Origin of the sequence: Rossellomorea aquimaris (assembly GCF_008180865.1) — a bacterium.
In the GTDB taxonomy this organism is placed as follows: domain Bacteria; phylum Bacillota; class Bacilli; order Bacillales; family Bacillaceae_B; genus Rossellomorea; species Rossellomorea yichunensis.
The window spans coordinates 603,125-618,153 of the sequence record NZ_VTEX01000001.1; the positions used below are offsets into that span (position 1 = coordinate 603,125).

Consider the following 15,029-nt stretch of genomic DNA (forward strand, 5'->3'; position numbering starts at 1 on the left):
TCATGGCAAAGGTGATCGAAGAGGAAAACAAAGAGCAGTCTGGCCGTTTGCAAAGAGTTGTGTTTATTTTCTTCATTCCTATCTTGTTTACTATAACCTTCGCTCTCGTAATCATGACAGCTGCAGGAATCAATGTATTTGAAAAAGCACAATCATTCAGCTCGGATATCCCTTTTCTGGCTAATATCCTTCCATCAAATGAAGCCGAGGAAGCTGACGAATTACATGAGCGAATGGTTTCACTTCAAGCTTCAATAGAAGATCAAGAGGCGGAAATTGCCCAGCTGCAAAATGAAGTAGATAAAAAAGAAAGTGATAATGAACAATTGCAAGCGACCATTCAGCAGCAAAAAGAAGAGCTTGAAGAATTACGGCAGATTGGTGAAGAAAACAAACGGGCCTTTAAAGAGGTAGTCAATACATTTGAATCCATGTCAGCAAAGAGTTCTGCCCCTGTTCTGATGAACATGGGGGATGATGAGGCAATGAAGATTCTATCAACTATCAAGCCTGACACTCTAGCAGATATTTTAGAAAAAATGCCCCCGGAGGATGCTGCCAGATACACGGAGCTGCTCTCTACGGTGGATTGATGGACTAGGTTTTGGGAGGAGGTGAAAAAGTGGAAATCGGAATAGGTACAAAAGCTCCCAACTTTCCCATGGGTATGAGAAAAGGATCAACGCTTCCCAAGGAAGAAATGGATGGGTTTTCGAAACTATTAGGATTTGTATCGAATCATGTTGATGAAAGGGAAGAAGTAAAACAGCCTGAGACACTATCTCTTCTTGTTAGCCTGCAAGGCATCTTACGTGCAACAGAGCTTGATGAAATTGGACTAACAAGCGGACAATTAGAAGACATATCCCGATTAAAAGAATTTGACTATGACCAAATCGCTGAAATAGTTGGTGTGGATAAAGAAACCGTCAAAACACTTTTTTCTGAGCTTCAATCTGCTCTTATTGGGACTGAGCAATACTCGTCTTCATCAGGTGATAGCGCAGAGGATCTTCATGAAATACTGTTGGGAACGATGCAGCTGCTGCAATCCGCATTAAAAAATGAGGTGCGGGGCATAAGTGGAAAAGGACCAATAGAAGAAGTAACCAAACTTGTAAAGGTCATTGAATTTTTGGCAGCTAACCGTGACTTACTTGTGGTGGAAGCATCAAAAGCCACCGAGCTAAAAGACATGTTGAAGATGGTTCAATCGGGTGTAGATGCAACCTTGGCGAGGGAGTTTAATCAGGGTAAGGATTGGTCCCGGGTATTAAAAGATGCTTTTCAACGTCAGTCACCTGTGCAAACAATGGAAAAGCAGTCCTCAACAGAAGGGGTCACTGTGGAGAAGAAAAGCATTCAACCGATTCAGGCAAGCCACATACACTTTGTTCTTCCGAAAACAGAATCCGTTTCCATAAGTCTCTCATCAGGAAATCGTTCCATTCAATATGAACAATTTGTGAAAGAATTTCAGAATATCCTAAATAAATCTCAAATGCTGTCACAGCCGAACGTGACTAAACTGTTAATCAAGCTGTATCCAGAGCAACTGGGCTCATTGAGGATTGAACTTCTACAACAAAACGGAGTGATGACTGCGAAAATATTAGCTTCGACGGCAACTGCGAAAGAAATGCTGGATTCTCAACTTCAAGGATTGAAGCATGCGTTTACATCACAGAACCTTCAAGTAGAGAAGATTGAAATCTCACAGGCGTTAACAGATGCTGAGCGACAATCCAAAGGGCAGTCTCAACATCAGTCCTCACAACAGCAAAAGCAGAATCAACCCGACCATGCAGGAAGCCAGGAAGAAGAAAGAACTCAATCCTTTAAGGATTATCTCGTAAATACCGAAATATAGGTGATAATATGACGAAAATCGATCCGAGTTTACTATATTCCACCGTCCAAACAAAACAGCGTGAAGGCGGTAAGGATATTTTGGGGAAAGATGACTTCCTGAAAATCCTGATGACACAATTACAGAATCAAGATCCGTTAAATCCGATGCAGGACAAAGACTTCATCGCACAAATGGCTACCTTTTCATCATTAGAGCAAATGACGAACCTGACGAAAACAATGGAAAAATTCGTGGATAACCAAAGTCAATCACAATTGATTTCTTATAATCAGTTTGTTGGTAAACAAGTGACATGGCATAAAATCATAGAATCAGAAGCAGGCGATGCACCCGAAATACAAGAAGGACAGGGATTCGTAAAAGGAGTCCGCTTTAAAGGTGACTCTGTTGAATTCATCATGGAGGACGGAACAATCCTGACTCCCGGGAATATTTCACAAGTGAATACGACGGACACCCCGGAAGCTTCTCTCGTTAATGCATCTTTATTAATAGGAAAGAACGTAACATGGAACAGTGAAGATGGAGAGATGAGCGGAATCGTTCAATCCGTTTCAAAGAAAGATTCACTCATTTGGTTTCATACTGAAGCTGGTGACAAAATCTCCAGTGATAAATTAATTAAAATTGAATCTTAGGGAGTGGGTAGTATGGAAAAGACATTCTTTCATCGTTTACCACAACCTATTGCACCAATTAATAAGACGAAAGCAATTAGTAAACCTTCAAGTGCATCATCATTTGCTGCCCAATTAGATTCGGCAATTCAACATGTACCCCATATACAGATTAGCAAACATGCAAAGGTAAGGATGGAGCAACGGGGGATTTCTATTTCTCCACAAACATGGGAGAAAATAGGGGAGAAAATGAATGAAGCAAAAACGAAGGGTGTCGGGGATTCACTGGTAATTCTGAAAGACGCCGCGTTAATCGTAAGTGCTAAAAACAAAACGGTGATTACAGCTTTAGACCGTGACGAAGCACATTCACAGATTTTCACCAACATTAATGGAACGATATTAATAGATTCATAGGCTGGACCTTTTAAGGAGGCCTGTAGTTGTGGACTGATTGAAGCAGCTAAAACGAAAGGGGAAAAAATTCATGCTACGTTCAATGTATTCGGGTATCAGTGGAATGAAAAACTTTCAAACAAAACTGGATGTAATCGGAAATAATATTGCAAATGTAAATACGTACGGCTATAAAAAAGGGCGTGTCACATTCCAGGATTTAATGAACCAAACCGTTTCCGGTGCGAGCAGAGCTACTGAAAACCGTGGAGGTCAAAATGCAAAGCAAGTAGGACTTGGAGCATCACTGTCGTCCATTGATACGATTCAAACTCAAGGAAGTCTGCAGACAACTGGCAGATCCTTGGATGTAGCCATCTCGGGTGACGGATTTTTTGTTGTAAGACAAGGAAATAACGAAATGTTCACCCGTGCTGGAAACTTTTATTTAGATTCAAATGGAAACCTTGTAACAGGTCAAGGAAACCTTGTACAGGGGTATCCGGTCAACGGTGACGGTGTAGTCAATCAGAGTGGTGTGACTGATATCAAAATTGATACTAATACCACAATGGCACCACAGGCTACCAGCGAGGCTACTTACAATGGGAACTTAAAGTCCAGTGCCGTCGATGGTACTGTAGTCGAGCTTGAAACGAAGGTGAAGGATTCACTGGGTAAAGATATTAGTATTAAGTTAGTAATGGAGAAAACAGGTCAAAATGAATGGGACGTAACAATATCAAGTCTGACCGATGACGTTACAGTCGGCAATGGTCAAAATACCGTTTTGAATTTTGACGAAGAAGGTAAATTAACCTCTCAAGTGCCTTTCCCCATAACATTAAATAATCAAACTGGTGCAAATCCTACCCAAACGATCGATTTGGATTTCTCCAAAATCACTCAATTTGATAGCTCATCCTCCGCTAATGTAGATACTGTTGACGGAAACTCAGAAGGGTACCTTGAAAGCTTCAACATAGGTTCTTCTGGTGAAGTGAACGGAGTATTTTCCAATGGAGAAGTAAGAGTTTTAAGTCAACTTGCATTAGCTACTTTTTCCAATCCGGGTGGTTTGACGAAAGCCGGCAATAATCTGTTCCAGGCTTCAAATAACTCAGGGCTTCCGAATCAGGGATTGGCTGGAGAGGGAAGAGGCGCACTTCAGTCCGGCGCACTTGAAATGTCCAACGTAGACCTATCCGAAGAATTCACTGAAATGATCACGGCTCAGCGTGGATTCCAGGCAAATACACGTATCATCACAACGTCAGATGAAATCTTACAAGAGCTTGTAAACTTGAAACGTTAATTCGTTAAAAAGGGAGGAAGGGACTGACACCTTAAAGGTTTACATTATGTTGAATCGGAGGATGAATGTCGGTCCTGAAATTAATGATCACTTTAACCAGACTGAATGGAAAGTCGTTTACGTTGAATGCTTTATACATAGAAACAGTAGAAGCGTTTCCGGACACTACGATTCTATTAACAAATGGCAGACGATATGTTGTGAAAGAAACGGTGGACGAGGTTGACTCCCTTACACTTTCTTTCTTTAAAAAGGCAAATTTACTCAGCCTGCCCCATGAGGGAGGGAGTATCAGTTGAAGAGTAAAGCCCTGACGATCATGATGATCCTGTTGGTTACGATTACACTTGTGGGTGCGATCGCGTTAGTTGTCATTCTGAAGTTTTCAGGAGATGAAGAAACGAAAGAGCCTTCCATTGAAGAAGTGATAGAAAATTCGGTGGACATACCTGAGATGACAACCAATTTAATGAGTAATGATTTCATTCGTATTTCCTTTAAGATTCAAACGGATAGTAAAAAAGCGAAAAGTGAGTTGGAAAAAAGAGATTTTCAAGTGAATAACATCATCATAGAAGAGCTTTCAGAATTGAAAGCTGAAGAACTGCAAGGGAAAAAAGGGAAAGAAATGATCGAAACGAAGGTTAAAGACAAGGTAAACTCCCTTATGCAAGAAGGAATGGTAGAAAAAGTCTATATCACCTCTATGATGATTCAATAAGAAAGCTATTACGAGTGTTTGGAGGTGAAGTGGTGGCGAGTGAGATTTTATCTCAAAGTGAAATCGATGCTCTCTTGTCAGCTCTCAATACAGGAGAGATGAGCGCAGATGATTTCAAAAAAGAAGAAGAAGAGAAAAAAGTGAAAGTGTATGATTTCAAGAGAGCTTTACGGTTTTCTAAAGATCAAATCCGGAGTTTAACGAGAATACATGAGAACTTCGCCCGGATCTTGACTACATATTTCTCTGCTCAATTAAGGACTTATGTTCAAATAAATGTTGCTTCTGCTGACCAAATCCCATACGAAGAATTTATCCGTTCCGTTCCGAAAATGACCATCTTGAACGTATATGAATTACCTCCTCTGGATGGAAGGATCCTTATGGAAATCAACCCGAATATTGCTTATTCGATGATGGATCGGGTGATGGGTGGAAGGGGAGTCAGCGTTAACAAAGTAGAGAGTTTAACCGAAATTGAGACGAGAATTATGAGTCAGCTCTTTGAAAAGGCGTTTGAGAATTTAAGGGAAGCCTGGAGCACTGTGGCTGATGTAGATCCGCTTTTTGCGGAATTCGAAGTGAACCCGCAATTTCTTCAGATGGTGTCACCGAATGAAACGGTCGTGGTTATTTCATTAAACACAACGATAGGTGAAACAAGTGGAATGATTAACATCTGCATTCCACACGTTGTACTGGAGCCGATCCTTCCGAAATTATCAGGAAGCTATTGGATGGAAAGCAAACGTAAAGAGAGTAAGCCGGAAGAAACGGCACATCTTGAAAGAAGAATCAAGAAAGCCCAAGTGCCAATTGTAGCTGAATTAGGTCGTTCTGATATTTCAATTGAAGAGTTCCTTATGCTGGATATTGGTGATGTAATCGAGATGAACACCCGAATCGATGATCCTTTAACGATCAGAGTGGGTGAAATTCCTAAATTTACAGCTCAGCCAGGGAAGTCAAATAAGAAACTGGCCGTACAAATTTTAGATTCGTTGAAGGGGGGAGACGACGATGATGAGTGATGATATGTTATCACAAGATGAAATTGATGCGTTGCTCCGTGGGTCTGCAGAGCCTGAAGAGGAAACAGAAGAGCGCAAAGAGATAAATAGTAATGATTACATTAGTTCTATGGAAGAGGATGCTTTAGGTGAAATAGGGAACATCTCCTTTGGGAGTTCTGCAACGGCTTTATCCACTTTGCTCAATCAGAAGGTTGAGATTACGACCCCTAAAGTAACGATTATTGATAAAAATTATTTAGAAGAGGAATTTCCTCATCCGTATGTCGCCATTCAAGTTCAATATACTGAGGGTTTTTCAGGCGTGAACCTGCTGGTTATCAAACAATCTGATGCATCCATCATCGCTGACTTGATGCTTGGAGGAGATGGAAGGAACCCATCAGGTGATTTGGGTGAAATTCAGCTTAGTGCCGTTCAAGAGGCAATGAATCAAATGATGGGTTCTGCTGCAACCTCCATGTCTACGGTATTTAGTAAGAAAGTGGATATTTCACCACCTTCCATCGATTTGATGTACATACCTCAAGGAGAGGGAGAAGAAAACCTCCCTGATCAAGATCTATTAGTAAAAGTATCTTTCACATTGAAAATCGGCGATCTCATTGATTCTAGCATCATGCAGCTCTTGCCCTTAGGTTTTGCCAAGAGCCTGGTGGATGAATTAATGAATGGTGGAGCTTCTGAAGAAGTTGCAGCAGCGGTTTCTCCGAGCCTGGAATCTTCCGCAGCTCCACAACCAGAGCCTGTTTATAGCAGTACGTATGAGGAACCTGTCCGTACTTCCCAAAAGCACGCATCTCCTCAGCATCTGGGGGGACAAGGGGTGAATGGAGAAACGGTAAATGTCCAACCTGCTACGTTCAGTAATTTTGAACCGACAACATTGGGACAACAGGAAACAAAAAACTTGAATATGTTACTGGACATTCCCTTGCAGGTCACGGTAGAGCTTGGAAGGACGAACCGATCTGTCAGGGACATACTCGAGTTATCGTCCGGTTCCATAATAGAGCTTGATAAATTAGCGGGGGAACCGGTTGATATCCTTGTAAACAGTCAATTGATGGCTAAAGGGGAAGTAGTAGTGATAGATGAGAACTTTGGTGTCAGAATTACGGACATTGTAAGTCAAAGTGATCGTATTAAAAAACTTAAATAACAGAGACGATGATGGAGGATGACGATAATGGCTAATAAAATTCTAATTGTAGATGATGCGGCTTTTATGAGAATGATGATTAAAGATATTTTAACAAAAAACGGGTTTGATGTGGTAGGAGAGGCAGCCGATGGAAGTCAAGCTGTAGATAAATACAAGGAACTGAAACCTGACCTTGTCACTATGGATATTACGATGCCTGAAAAAGATGGTATTGCAGCTTTAAAGGAAATCAAAGCAATCGACGCCGGTGCGAAAATCATTATGTGCTCTGCAATGGGTCAACAAGCAATGGTGATTGATGCCATACAAGCGGGTGCAAAGGATTTTATCGTTAAACCTTTCCAGGCCGATCGTGTGATCGAAGCCATTCAAAAAGCTCTAAGCTAACAGATTAGTAAGAAGGTGCATGTATTGAAGAAGATTCAAATTCTAGTGAGTCTTATTGTTTTTATCATTACTGCAAATGCTGTAAATGTAACAGCATTTGCAGAAGTGAATAATGTCAAGGACTGCATAGAACATCCAGAGAAATGCAATGAACAGCAAAATAATGAGGCTGACACCTCAGGCGCTGCTACTTCGGTTACTTTTTCGGATTATCTTAAAATGATCGTTGCTCTTATCTTTGTAGTTGCGCTCATATATTTTTTATTGAAATTTATCAATCAAAAAGGAAGGTCCTTTCAACAAACTAAATTAATCAATCATTTAGGTGGAACGCCTCTGGGGGGAAATCGTTCCGTCCAAATTGTTAAAGTAGGCAAACAAGTACTGGTACTCGGTGTAGGAGAAGATATTCAGCTATTGAAAGAGATTCAGGATGAGAAAGAGAAAGAAGAGATACTATCCTTTTATCAGGACGCTCAATTTCCTGATGCCAAAACAACCGTTTCCAGTTGGTTATCAAAACTAAAAAGTCCTCCGCCATCATCTGACTCAAGCTCATTTCAATCACAGTTGAAATCACAGCTGGAGGAAATGAAAAAGGGAAGAAAGAAGATGTTCAAGGATCTAAAGAATAAGGAGAATCATTCTGATGAATGAATTCATGGAGTTTTTTAATAGTAGTTCTGCAGATAATGTATCGACAAGTGTAAAGCTGCTATTACTATTTACCGTCCTTTCCCTGGCACCCAGTATCTTGATTTTAATGACATCTTTTACCCGGATCATGATTGTCCTATCCTTTGTCAGGACTTCTCTTGCCACACAACAAATGCCACCGAATCAGGTATTGATTGGAATCTCTTTATTTCTTACGTTTTTTATCATGGCTCCAACTTTTCAAGAGGTAAACGACGAAGCATTGACACCTCTTTTTAACGAAGAGATTAATCTTGAAGAAGCTTACGACAAGGCTTCGGTCCCGTTTAAAGAATTTATGAGTAAGCACACAAGACAAAAGGATTTAGAGTTGTTTTTACAATATTCCGGGGCTGATCGACCCGAATCTGTGGAAGACATTCCCCTTACATCCTTAGTGCCGGCATTTGCGTTAAGTGAAATTAAGACGGCTTTTCAAATAGGATTTATGATTTTTATTCCTTTCTTAGTCATCGACATGGTGGTAGCAAGTGTCCTGATGTCCATGGGGATGATGATGCTCCCTCCTGTTATGATTTCATTGCCTTTCAAGATTTTACTGTTTGTGTTAGTGGATGGCTGGTATTTAGTAATAAAATCTCTTTTACAAAGTTTTTAAGTAGGTGAGTTTCAATGAATGCTGAATCTGTTATCGCGATAGCGGAGCGTGGAATATATGTAACCCTCATCGTTTCCGGTCCATTACTGCTTTTAGCCCTTGTAGTAGGATTGATCGTCAGTATTTTTCAAGCAACAACACAAATACAGGAACAAACACTTGCGTTTATTCCTAAAATCGTGGCGGTCTTGATCGGGATTGTTTTCTTTGGACCTTGGATGTTAACGAAGCTTGTGACGTATACCTCACAAATCTTCTCAGATTTAACAAGGTTCGTAGGGTAAGAGAATGGAAGAGCTTGTACCCATTCTATCGGTATACTTACTAGTGTTTGTAAGGGTTTCGGCTTTTTTTGTCACGATGCCGCTGTTTTCATACCGTAACATACCCGCACAACATCGGATCGCTTTCTCGGTGGTACTCTCCTGGGTCATGTACTATACGATTGAATCTACGTCATTTGAAATCAACGGCCACTATTTTTTGCTGATCATGAAAGAAGCCATGATCGGACTTCTCATCGGTTTTGTTGCCTATATGATCGTCACGGCCATTCAGATAGCCGGTGGGTTTATAGATTTTCAAATGGGGTTTGCCATTGCCAATGTGATCGATCCCCAAACAGGAGCTCAAAGCCCCTTGATGGGACAGTATCTATATACATTTGCACTTCTTTTATTGCTTGCTCTCGATGGTCATCATCTGCTCCTGGATGGAATTTTTTATAGTTATCAGCTGATCCCGATTGATAGTCCATGGATACCTTTTGGAGATGAGAGATTAATTGACTATGTCATGACATCTTTTAACTCAATGTTCATCATTGCTTTTCAAATGTCGATTCCTGTTGTCGCAACGCTGTTCCTTGTAGATGTGGCCTTGGGGATTGTGGCTCGTACTGTACCGCAGTTGAACGTCTTCGTCGTAGGGTTTCCTATCAAGATTGCCGTTGCATTTATCGTGTTGTTTATTGTAATGGGAGTGATGTTTGCTGTCATGCAGCAGCTTTTTGAAATGATGTTCGTGACCATGAGAGATTTAATGAAAATTATTGGAGGCACATAAATTGAAGTGGTTATCATTAGACCTGCAGTTTTTCAGTGGGGAAAAGACGGAGAAAGCGACTCCGAAAAAAAGGGACGACGCGCGGAAAAAAGGACAAACAGCCAAAAGCCAGGATGTGAATACAGCAATTATCCTCCTTGCCGTTTTTTTATTCCTTACATTCAGTGCTTCATATATTGGAAATATTGTGTTCGATCTCTTCAATCAAACCTTTCAGGAATATATGCTGATGGAACTGACAGAGAATACAGTTCAAGTCATAACCATGGATATTATGAAAGAGCTTGCGTTACTTCTCGGACCGATTATGTTAGTGGCCTTACTTGCCGGATTGTTTTCGAATTATATTCAAGTAGGAGTCATGTTCACCACGAAACCACTGGAGCCGAAGCTTGAAAAGATTGATCCGATTAAAGGGTTCAAGCGCATTTTTTCTTTAAGAGCAATCGTTGAACTATTAAAATCCATTTTGAAAATTTCATTTGTTGGGGCAATCACCTTTGTCATTCTCTGGATGAATATTGATCAAGTGTTAAGCTTATCGTTTAAATCAGTGGGGGATTCATTAGCGACGATGGCGAGCTTAACTGTCCAAATGGGAATCGCTGCATCACTGGCGTTACTATTCTTATCATTATTCGATTTTCTTTATCAGAAATATGATTTTGAAAAAAATATTCGAATGTCAAAGCAGGATCTAAAAGATGAACATAAAAACATCGAGGGTGATCCTCTGATTAAATCCAAAATTAAGCAAAGACAGCGTGAAATGGCCATGAGACGCATGATGCAGGAAGTTCCTGAAGCAGATGTGGTAATTACAAACCCTACTCACTTTGCCATTGCTCTTAAATACGATGAGAATAAAATGGATGCTCCTTATGTAGTGGCGAAAGGCGTTGACTATCTAGCGCAGAAGATTAAATATATCGCGAATGAAAACGACGTGGTTATGGTGGAAAATCGTCCTTTAGCCCGGTCCCTTTACGACTCGGCTGAAATAGGCGATGCAGTACCTGAAGAATTTTTCAAAGCAGTTGCAGAAATTTTAGCTTATGTTTACCGAATAAAAAATCAAATGTAAGCAGTTAGGAGAGAAATAATGTCAGCAAGAGATTTATCCGTACTAGCCAGTGTCATATTGATCGTTGCCATGCTTATCATCCCGTTCCCATCCTGGTTATTAAGCTTATTGATCATCGTAAATATTTCACTTGCACTCCTTGTACTCCTAACCTCGATGAATATGAATGAACCATTGCAATTTTCGATATTCCCTTCCCTATTATTATTGTTAACACTTTTTCGATTAGGTCTAAATGTTTCCACAACGAGATCGATCCTTAGTAAAGGTGAAGCAGGGGACGTTGTGGAAACCTTTGGAACATTCGTTGTAGGAGGAAATATCCTCGTCGGCCTAGTTGTATTCATCATCCTCATCGTGATTCAATTTATTGTCATAACAAAAGGATCTGAGCGTGTGTCCGAGGTCGCGGCGAGATTTACACTCGACGCGATGCCTGGTAAGCAGATGAGTATAGACGCGGATTTGAATGCAGGGATGATATCAGAGCATGATGCCAGAAATCGTCGGGAAAAAGTAGGTCGGGAAGCAGATTTCTATGGTGCCATGGACGGGGCTTCCAAGTTTGTTAAGGGAGATGCCATAGCTGGAATAGTCATTGTCATGATCAATTTAATCTTCGGTATTATTATCGGCATGACACAACAAGGGCTGCCTATTGCCGAAGCGGCAACCCGTTATTCCTTACTTACAGTCGGAGATGGAATCGTCAGTCAGATACCTGCCCTGTTGATCTCAACCGCTACGGGCATCGTGGTGACACGAGCCGCATCTGAAGGAAATCTGGGACAAGATATCATGAATCAGCTACTTGCTTATCCTGCAATGCTGTATGTAGCTGCCTTCACGATCTTCATGCTGGGTGTAGCAACTCCTATTAATGATATCTTAACCATTCCAGTGGCAGCCTTATTAGCGATAGGGGCCTACATGCTTTCAAGGTCACCGAAGGAAACTGAATCCGACATGATGGAAATGGAAGAAGAAGTAGAGCAGGACGAAATGAAAAGTCCGGAGAGTGTCGTGAACTTACTGAATGTTGATCCGATTGAATTTGAGTTCGGCTATGGTCTGATTCCCCTTGCCGATACGAATCAGGGAGGAGATCTCCTTGACCGGATTGTAATGATACGCCGTCAATTAGCGATAGAGCTTGGGCTGGTCATACCTGTAGTAAGGATTCGGGATAACATACAACTTCAACCGAATGAATATCGTTTGAAAATCAAAGGCAATGAGATGGCCCGTGGAGAGCTTTTGCTTGATCATTATTTAGCCATGAGTCCAGGTGTGGAGGATGATTCCATTGAGGGAATTGATACAATCGAGCCATCATTCGGTCTTCCGGCTAAATGGATTTCAGAAGAAATGAAAGAGCAGGCAGAAATATTCGGATATACGGTTGTGGATCCGCCGTCAGTGGTGTCGACCCACATAACCGAAATGATTAAAACAAATGCCCATGAACTACTGGGCAGGCAGGAGACGAAACAGCTCATTGATCACCTGCAGGACTCCTACCCGATATTAGTGGAAGAAGTGACGCCGAATCCTTTAACAGTAGGTGAAGTACAAAAAGTATTAGCCAAGTTGTTAAAGGAAAATGTGTCTATCAGAAATTTGCCGATTATTTTTGAAACACTTGCTGATTATGCCAAAATGAGTTCAGATACAGATCTTTTAGCTGAATATGTCAGGCAGTCGTTGGCAAGGCAAATCACCAGTCAATATGTTCAAGGAGATGCTTCCTTAAAGGTTGTGACTATGTCGGGAAAGGTTGAAAAATTGATTGCCGACGCCATTCAACAAACGGAACATGGAAATTATTTATCCATGGATCCAAACGATTCTCAAGGAATCCTTGAGGCAGTCGCATCACAAATGGAGCAGTTGTCTCTTATGGAGGAGTCACCGATCATTCTGTGTTCCCCGGCTGTGAGAATGTACGTAAGACAATTGACAGAAAGGTATTTTCCTCAAGTACCGATCATTTCATATAACGAATTAGAAGCAAATGTAGAAGTTCAAAGTTTAGGGGTGGTGAATGTCGGATGAAAGTAAAGAAATATGCAGCGCCTTCCATGAATGAGGCAATGAAAAAGGTAAGATCTGAATTAGGGGATGATGCCGTCATCCTAAACTCTAAAGTAGCATATACGGGCGGTTTCATAGGGTTATTCAAAAAGAAAATGATTGAAGTCATTGCTGCCATTGATCCAGAGGTTGAGAGTGAAAGGTTAGAGATGAGTAGAATGAAAGCGACATATGCACCAATCGCTCCTCCTTCTCCATCCGAAAAAAAATACGAAGTACCTAATAAATTGGTAGAGTCAGAATTAAAAGAACTAAAACAAATGATCTCTACTATTAAAAAAAAAAATCAATTCGAGAAATTCCCTGAAGATGTTCAAGAAATCTTGCTATTCCTTAAAAATCATGACATCAGTGATACAACTCTCTTCCGATTGGGCGACTACCTTGAAGAGAGAATCAAGAGTGGATTTCTTCCTGGGAACAATCGAAATGAATGGGCTAAACAGGAAGTCCAACATTTTCTGGATGGTCTTCTGCAAGGAATCGCTCTTGGGGGTATGAGTTACAAGAAGAAATACATTAACGTCATAGGCCCAACAGGTGTGGGGAAAACAACTACTTTAGCGAAAATGGCGGCTGAAGCAGTCATTGAGAAACGGATGAAAATAGCTTTCATCACGACAGATACATATCGTATTGCAGCGATCGAGCAATTAAAGACGTATGCAGGTCTGTTGAATGTTCCAGTTGAAGTAGTCTATAAAATAGAAGACTTTAAAAAAGCAATCGATAAATTCCAGGACTACGACCATGTATTCATTGATACTGCAGGCAGGAATTTCAGGGAAAAGAAATATGTAGAGGATTTGCGGGGAATTATTGACTTCGACCACCGCATGGAGACGTTCCTGGTTCTTTCCCTGACGAGCAAGGAGAGGGATATGAAGGAAATCATTTCACAGTTTTCTTCAATTGGCATTGATCGGTTTATTTTCACGAAACTAGATGAAACATCCAGTTACGGTTCTATGATCAATATGATGACAGAGGTGAAAATAGGTACATCTTATGTAACGATCGGTCAGGATGTACCGGAGGATATTACCGAGGTAAATGTTGAAGAAATAAGTCATTTACTAATGAAAGGATTTCGATATGAAAGATCAAGCATATAACCTAAGGAGGAAAATGCTCATCGGCGACTCTTCTCCCGCTAAAACGATTGCAGTAGTAAGCGGAAAGGGTGGGGTTGGGAAATCGAATATCTCCACGAACCTTTCCGTTTTGCTTGGTAAAGAAAATAAGAAAGTATTATTAGTGGACCTGGATATAGGCATGGGAAATATTCATATTTTACTAGGAAGTCATCATTCCTACTCAATCATGGATTATATTGAGGAAAAAGAACTAGATATCGGCAAGGTTATATGTGAAAATGTTCATGGCATCTCCTACATTAGTGGGGGGAATGGCCTGAAAAATATAGTGGAGTGGAAAGAGAAGCAGATAGAACGTTTTTTTGAAGTGATGGAGCATGCAGTTCAAAAGTATGATTACATACTTTTTGATATGGGTGCGGGAGCTACGAAAGAGACGTTGGAATTTCTCTTGGCGATGGACGAAATCATTGTTGTCACGACACCTGAACCTACCTCGATTACAGATGCTTACTCAATGATGAAATATATATATATGAGGGATCAAGAGAAACAGTTCTATCTGATATGTAATCGGGCAGAATTCAAGAAGGAAGGTCTTGAAACGATCACGAGATTACAAGAAACCGTGAGGAAATTCCTCCATAAAGAGATTGTTTCTCTTGGAGTCTTACCTGAAGATTCAACAGTAAGGAAGGCGGTCATTCATCAAACACCCTTAGTCGTCGGATACCCAGCTTCTGCCATGACTTTAAATCTGCGTACGATGTTGCATCACCTTGTCGGGGGACCTTATCGTCCAGTTGCGAAACAGGCAGGCTTTTTAAAGAGTATGAAAAATTTATTTTTTGGGAGGTAAAATTCCT

Annotated in this window: 18 protein-coding genes; all 18 read left to right on the forward strand. The window is 40.8% G+C overall.

Annotated features, from left to right (window positions below; genetic code table 11):
• Positions 1-2 precede the first annotated feature (2 nt).
• The 18 genes from FZC88_RS03050 to FZC88_RS03135 all read left to right on the forward strand — a co-directional run bounded on the left by FZC88_RS03050 (position 3) and on the right by FZC88_RS03135 (position 15,022).
• On the forward strand, positions 3-593 hold the full coding sequence (locus FZC88_RS03050) for a MotE family protein (protein WP_148993609.1): 591 nt from the start codon (positions 3-5) through the stop codon (positions 591-593).
• Positions 594-622: 29 nt separating this feature from the next.
• A complete protein-coding gene (locus FZC88_RS03055; RefSeq protein ID WP_148993610.1) occupies positions 623-1,870 on the forward strand; it encodes a flagellar hook-length control protein FliK in 1,248 nt (415 codons plus the stop codon).
• 8 nt (positions 1,871-1,878) lie between these two features.
• The gene (gene flgD / locus FZC88_RS03060) at positions 1,879-2,511 is read left to right on the forward strand and encodes a flagellar hook assembly protein FlgD (protein ID WP_148993611.1); all 633 of its coding nucleotides are present in this window, start codon (positions 1,879-1,881) and stop codon (positions 2,509-2,511) included.
• A 12-nt stretch (positions 2,512-2,523) separates the two neighbouring features.
• Positions 2,524-2,910, forward strand: coding sequence for a TIGR02530 family flagellar biosynthesis protein (locus tag FZC88_RS03065; protein WP_148993612.1), 387 nt, complete (start codon positions 2,524-2,526; stop codon positions 2,908-2,910).
• A 70-nt stretch (positions 2,911-2,980) separates the two neighbouring features.
• Positions 2,981-4,204 carry a flagellar hook protein FlgE gene (locus FZC88_RS03070; RefSeq protein WP_148993613.1) on the forward strand — a complete coding sequence of 408 codons (1,224 nt, stop codon included), beginning with the start codon at positions 2,981-2,983 and terminating at the stop codon, positions 4,202-4,204.
• Positions 4,205-4,287: 83 nt separating this feature from the next.
• On the forward strand, positions 4,288-4,503 hold the full coding sequence (locus FZC88_RS03075) for a flagellar FlbD family protein (protein WP_148968827.1): 216 nt from the start codon (positions 4,288-4,290) through the stop codon (positions 4,501-4,503).
• The gene (fliL, locus tag FZC88_RS03080) at positions 4,500-4,925 is read left to right on the forward strand and encodes a flagellar basal body-associated protein FliL (protein WP_148993614.1); all 426 of its coding nucleotides are present in this window, start codon (positions 4,500-4,502) and stop codon (positions 4,923-4,925) included. Before FZC88_RS03075 ends, fliL begins: the two co-directional genes overlap by 4 nt.
• 32 nt (positions 4,926-4,957) lie before the next feature.
• On the forward strand, positions 4,958-5,956 hold the full coding sequence (gene fliM / locus FZC88_RS03085; RefSeq protein WP_148968746.1) for a flagellar motor switch protein FliM: 999 nt from the start codon (positions 4,958-4,960) through the stop codon (positions 5,954-5,956).
• Complete coding sequence (fliY, locus tag FZC88_RS03090) at positions 5,946-7,118, forward strand: flagellar motor switch phosphatase FliY (protein ID WP_148993615.1); 1,173 nt, start codon at positions 5,946-5,948, stop codon at positions 7,116-7,118. Before fliM ends, fliY begins: the two co-directional genes overlap by 11 nt.
• A 27-nt stretch (positions 7,119-7,145) precedes the next feature.
• Positions 7,146-7,508: a response regulator gene (locus FZC88_RS03095; protein WP_098351769.1), complete on the forward strand. Its 363-nt coding sequence runs from the start codon at positions 7,146-7,148 to the stop codon at positions 7,506-7,508.
• Between the two features lie 24 nt (positions 7,509-7,532).
• Complete coding sequence (locus FZC88_RS03100; protein WP_148993616.1) at positions 7,533-8,165, forward strand: flagellar biosynthetic protein FliO; 633 nt, start codon at positions 7,533-7,535, stop codon at positions 8,163-8,165.
• The gene (fliP, locus tag FZC88_RS03105; RefSeq protein WP_148968749.1) at positions 8,158-8,823 is read left to right on the forward strand and encodes a flagellar type III secretion system pore protein FliP; all 666 of its coding nucleotides are present in this window, start codon (positions 8,158-8,160) and stop codon (positions 8,821-8,823) included. The genes FZC88_RS03100 and fliP overlap by 8 nt, the downstream gene beginning before the upstream one ends.
• Positions 8,824-8,837: 14 nt before the next feature.
• Positions 8,838-9,107, forward strand: coding sequence for a flagellar biosynthesis protein FliQ (gene fliQ, locus FZC88_RS03110; RefSeq protein ID WP_044337389.1), 270 nt, complete (start codon positions 8,838-8,840; stop codon positions 9,105-9,107).
• A 4-nt stretch (positions 9,108-9,111) separates the two neighbouring features.
• Positions 9,112-9,888, forward strand: a complete 777-nt coding sequence (fliR, locus tag FZC88_RS03115) for a flagellar biosynthetic protein FliR (protein WP_148993617.1) — start codon at positions 9,112-9,114, stop codon at positions 9,886-9,888.
• A gap of 1 nt (position 9,889) precedes the next feature.
• A complete protein-coding gene (gene flhB / locus FZC88_RS03120; RefSeq protein WP_148993618.1) occupies positions 9,890-10,972 on the forward strand; it encodes a flagellar biosynthesis protein FlhB in 1,083 nt (360 codons plus the stop codon).
• 18 nt (positions 10,973-10,990) lie between these two features.
• Positions 10,991-13,027, forward strand: a complete 2,037-nt coding sequence (gene flhA, locus FZC88_RS03125) for a flagellar biosynthesis protein FlhA (RefSeq protein ID WP_148968752.1) — start codon at positions 10,991-10,993, stop codon at positions 13,025-13,027.
• Entirely contained in the window at positions 13,024-14,181 is a 1,158-nt protein-coding gene (gene flhF / locus FZC88_RS03130; RefSeq protein WP_148993619.1) for a flagellar biosynthesis protein FlhF, read from the forward strand. The genes flhA and flhF overlap by 4 nt, the downstream gene beginning before the upstream one ends.
• Complete coding sequence (locus FZC88_RS03135) at positions 14,162-15,022, forward strand: MinD/ParA family protein (protein ID WP_148993620.1); 861 nt, start codon at positions 14,162-14,164, stop codon at positions 15,020-15,022. Before flhF ends, FZC88_RS03135 begins: the two co-directional genes overlap by 20 nt.
• Positions 15,023-15,029 lie beyond the last annotated feature (7 nt).

Bases quoted from the DNA above. Each gene is read 5' to 3' on its own strand.
- flhA (WP_148968752.1), top strand. From the start codon at position 10,991: ATGTCAGCAAGAGATTTATCCGTACTAGCCAGTGTCATATTGATCGTT.
- flhF (WP_148993619.1), top strand. From the start codon at position 13,024: ATGAAAGTAAAGAAATATGCAGCGCCTTCCATGAATGAGGCAATGAAA.
- flgD (WP_148993611.1), top strand. From the start codon at position 1,879: ATGACGAAAATCGATCCGAGTTTACTATATTCCACCGTCCAAACAAAA.
- FZC88_RS03070 (WP_148993613.1), top strand. From the start codon at position 2,981: ATGCTACGTTCAATGTATTCGGGTATCAGTGGAATGAAAAACTTTCAA.
- fliQ (WP_044337389.1), top strand. From the start codon at position 8,838: ATGAATGCTGAATCTGTTATCGCGATAGCGGAGCGTGGAATATATGTA.
- FZC88_RS03050 (WP_148993609.1), top strand. From the start codon at position 3: ATGGCAAAGGTGATCGAAGAGGAAAACAAAGAGCAGTCTGGCCGTTTG.
- FZC88_RS03075 (WP_148968827.1), top strand. From the start codon at position 4,288: ATGATCACTTTAACCAGACTGAATGGAAAGTCGTTTACGTTGAATGCT.
- FZC88_RS03065 (WP_148993612.1), top strand. From the start codon at position 2,524: ATGGAAAAGACATTCTTTCATCGTTTACCACAACCTATTGCACCAATT.
- fliP (WP_148968749.1), top strand. From the start codon at position 8,158: ATGAATGAATTCATGGAGTTTTTTAATAGTAGTTCTGCAGATAATGTA.
- fliY (WP_148993615.1), top strand. From the start codon at position 5,946: ATGATGAGTGATGATATGTTATCACAAGATGAAATTGATGCGTTGCTC.
- fliR (WP_148993617.1), top strand. From the start codon at position 9,112: ATGGAAGAGCTTGTACCCATTCTATCGGTATACTTACTAGTGTTTGTA.
- FZC88_RS03095 (WP_098351769.1), top strand. From the start codon at position 7,146: ATGGCTAATAAAATTCTAATTGTAGATGATGCGGCTTTTATGAGAATG.
- FZC88_RS03135 (WP_148993620.1), top strand. From the start codon at position 14,162: ATGAAAGATCAAGCATATAACCTAAGGAGGAAAATGCTCATCGGCGAC.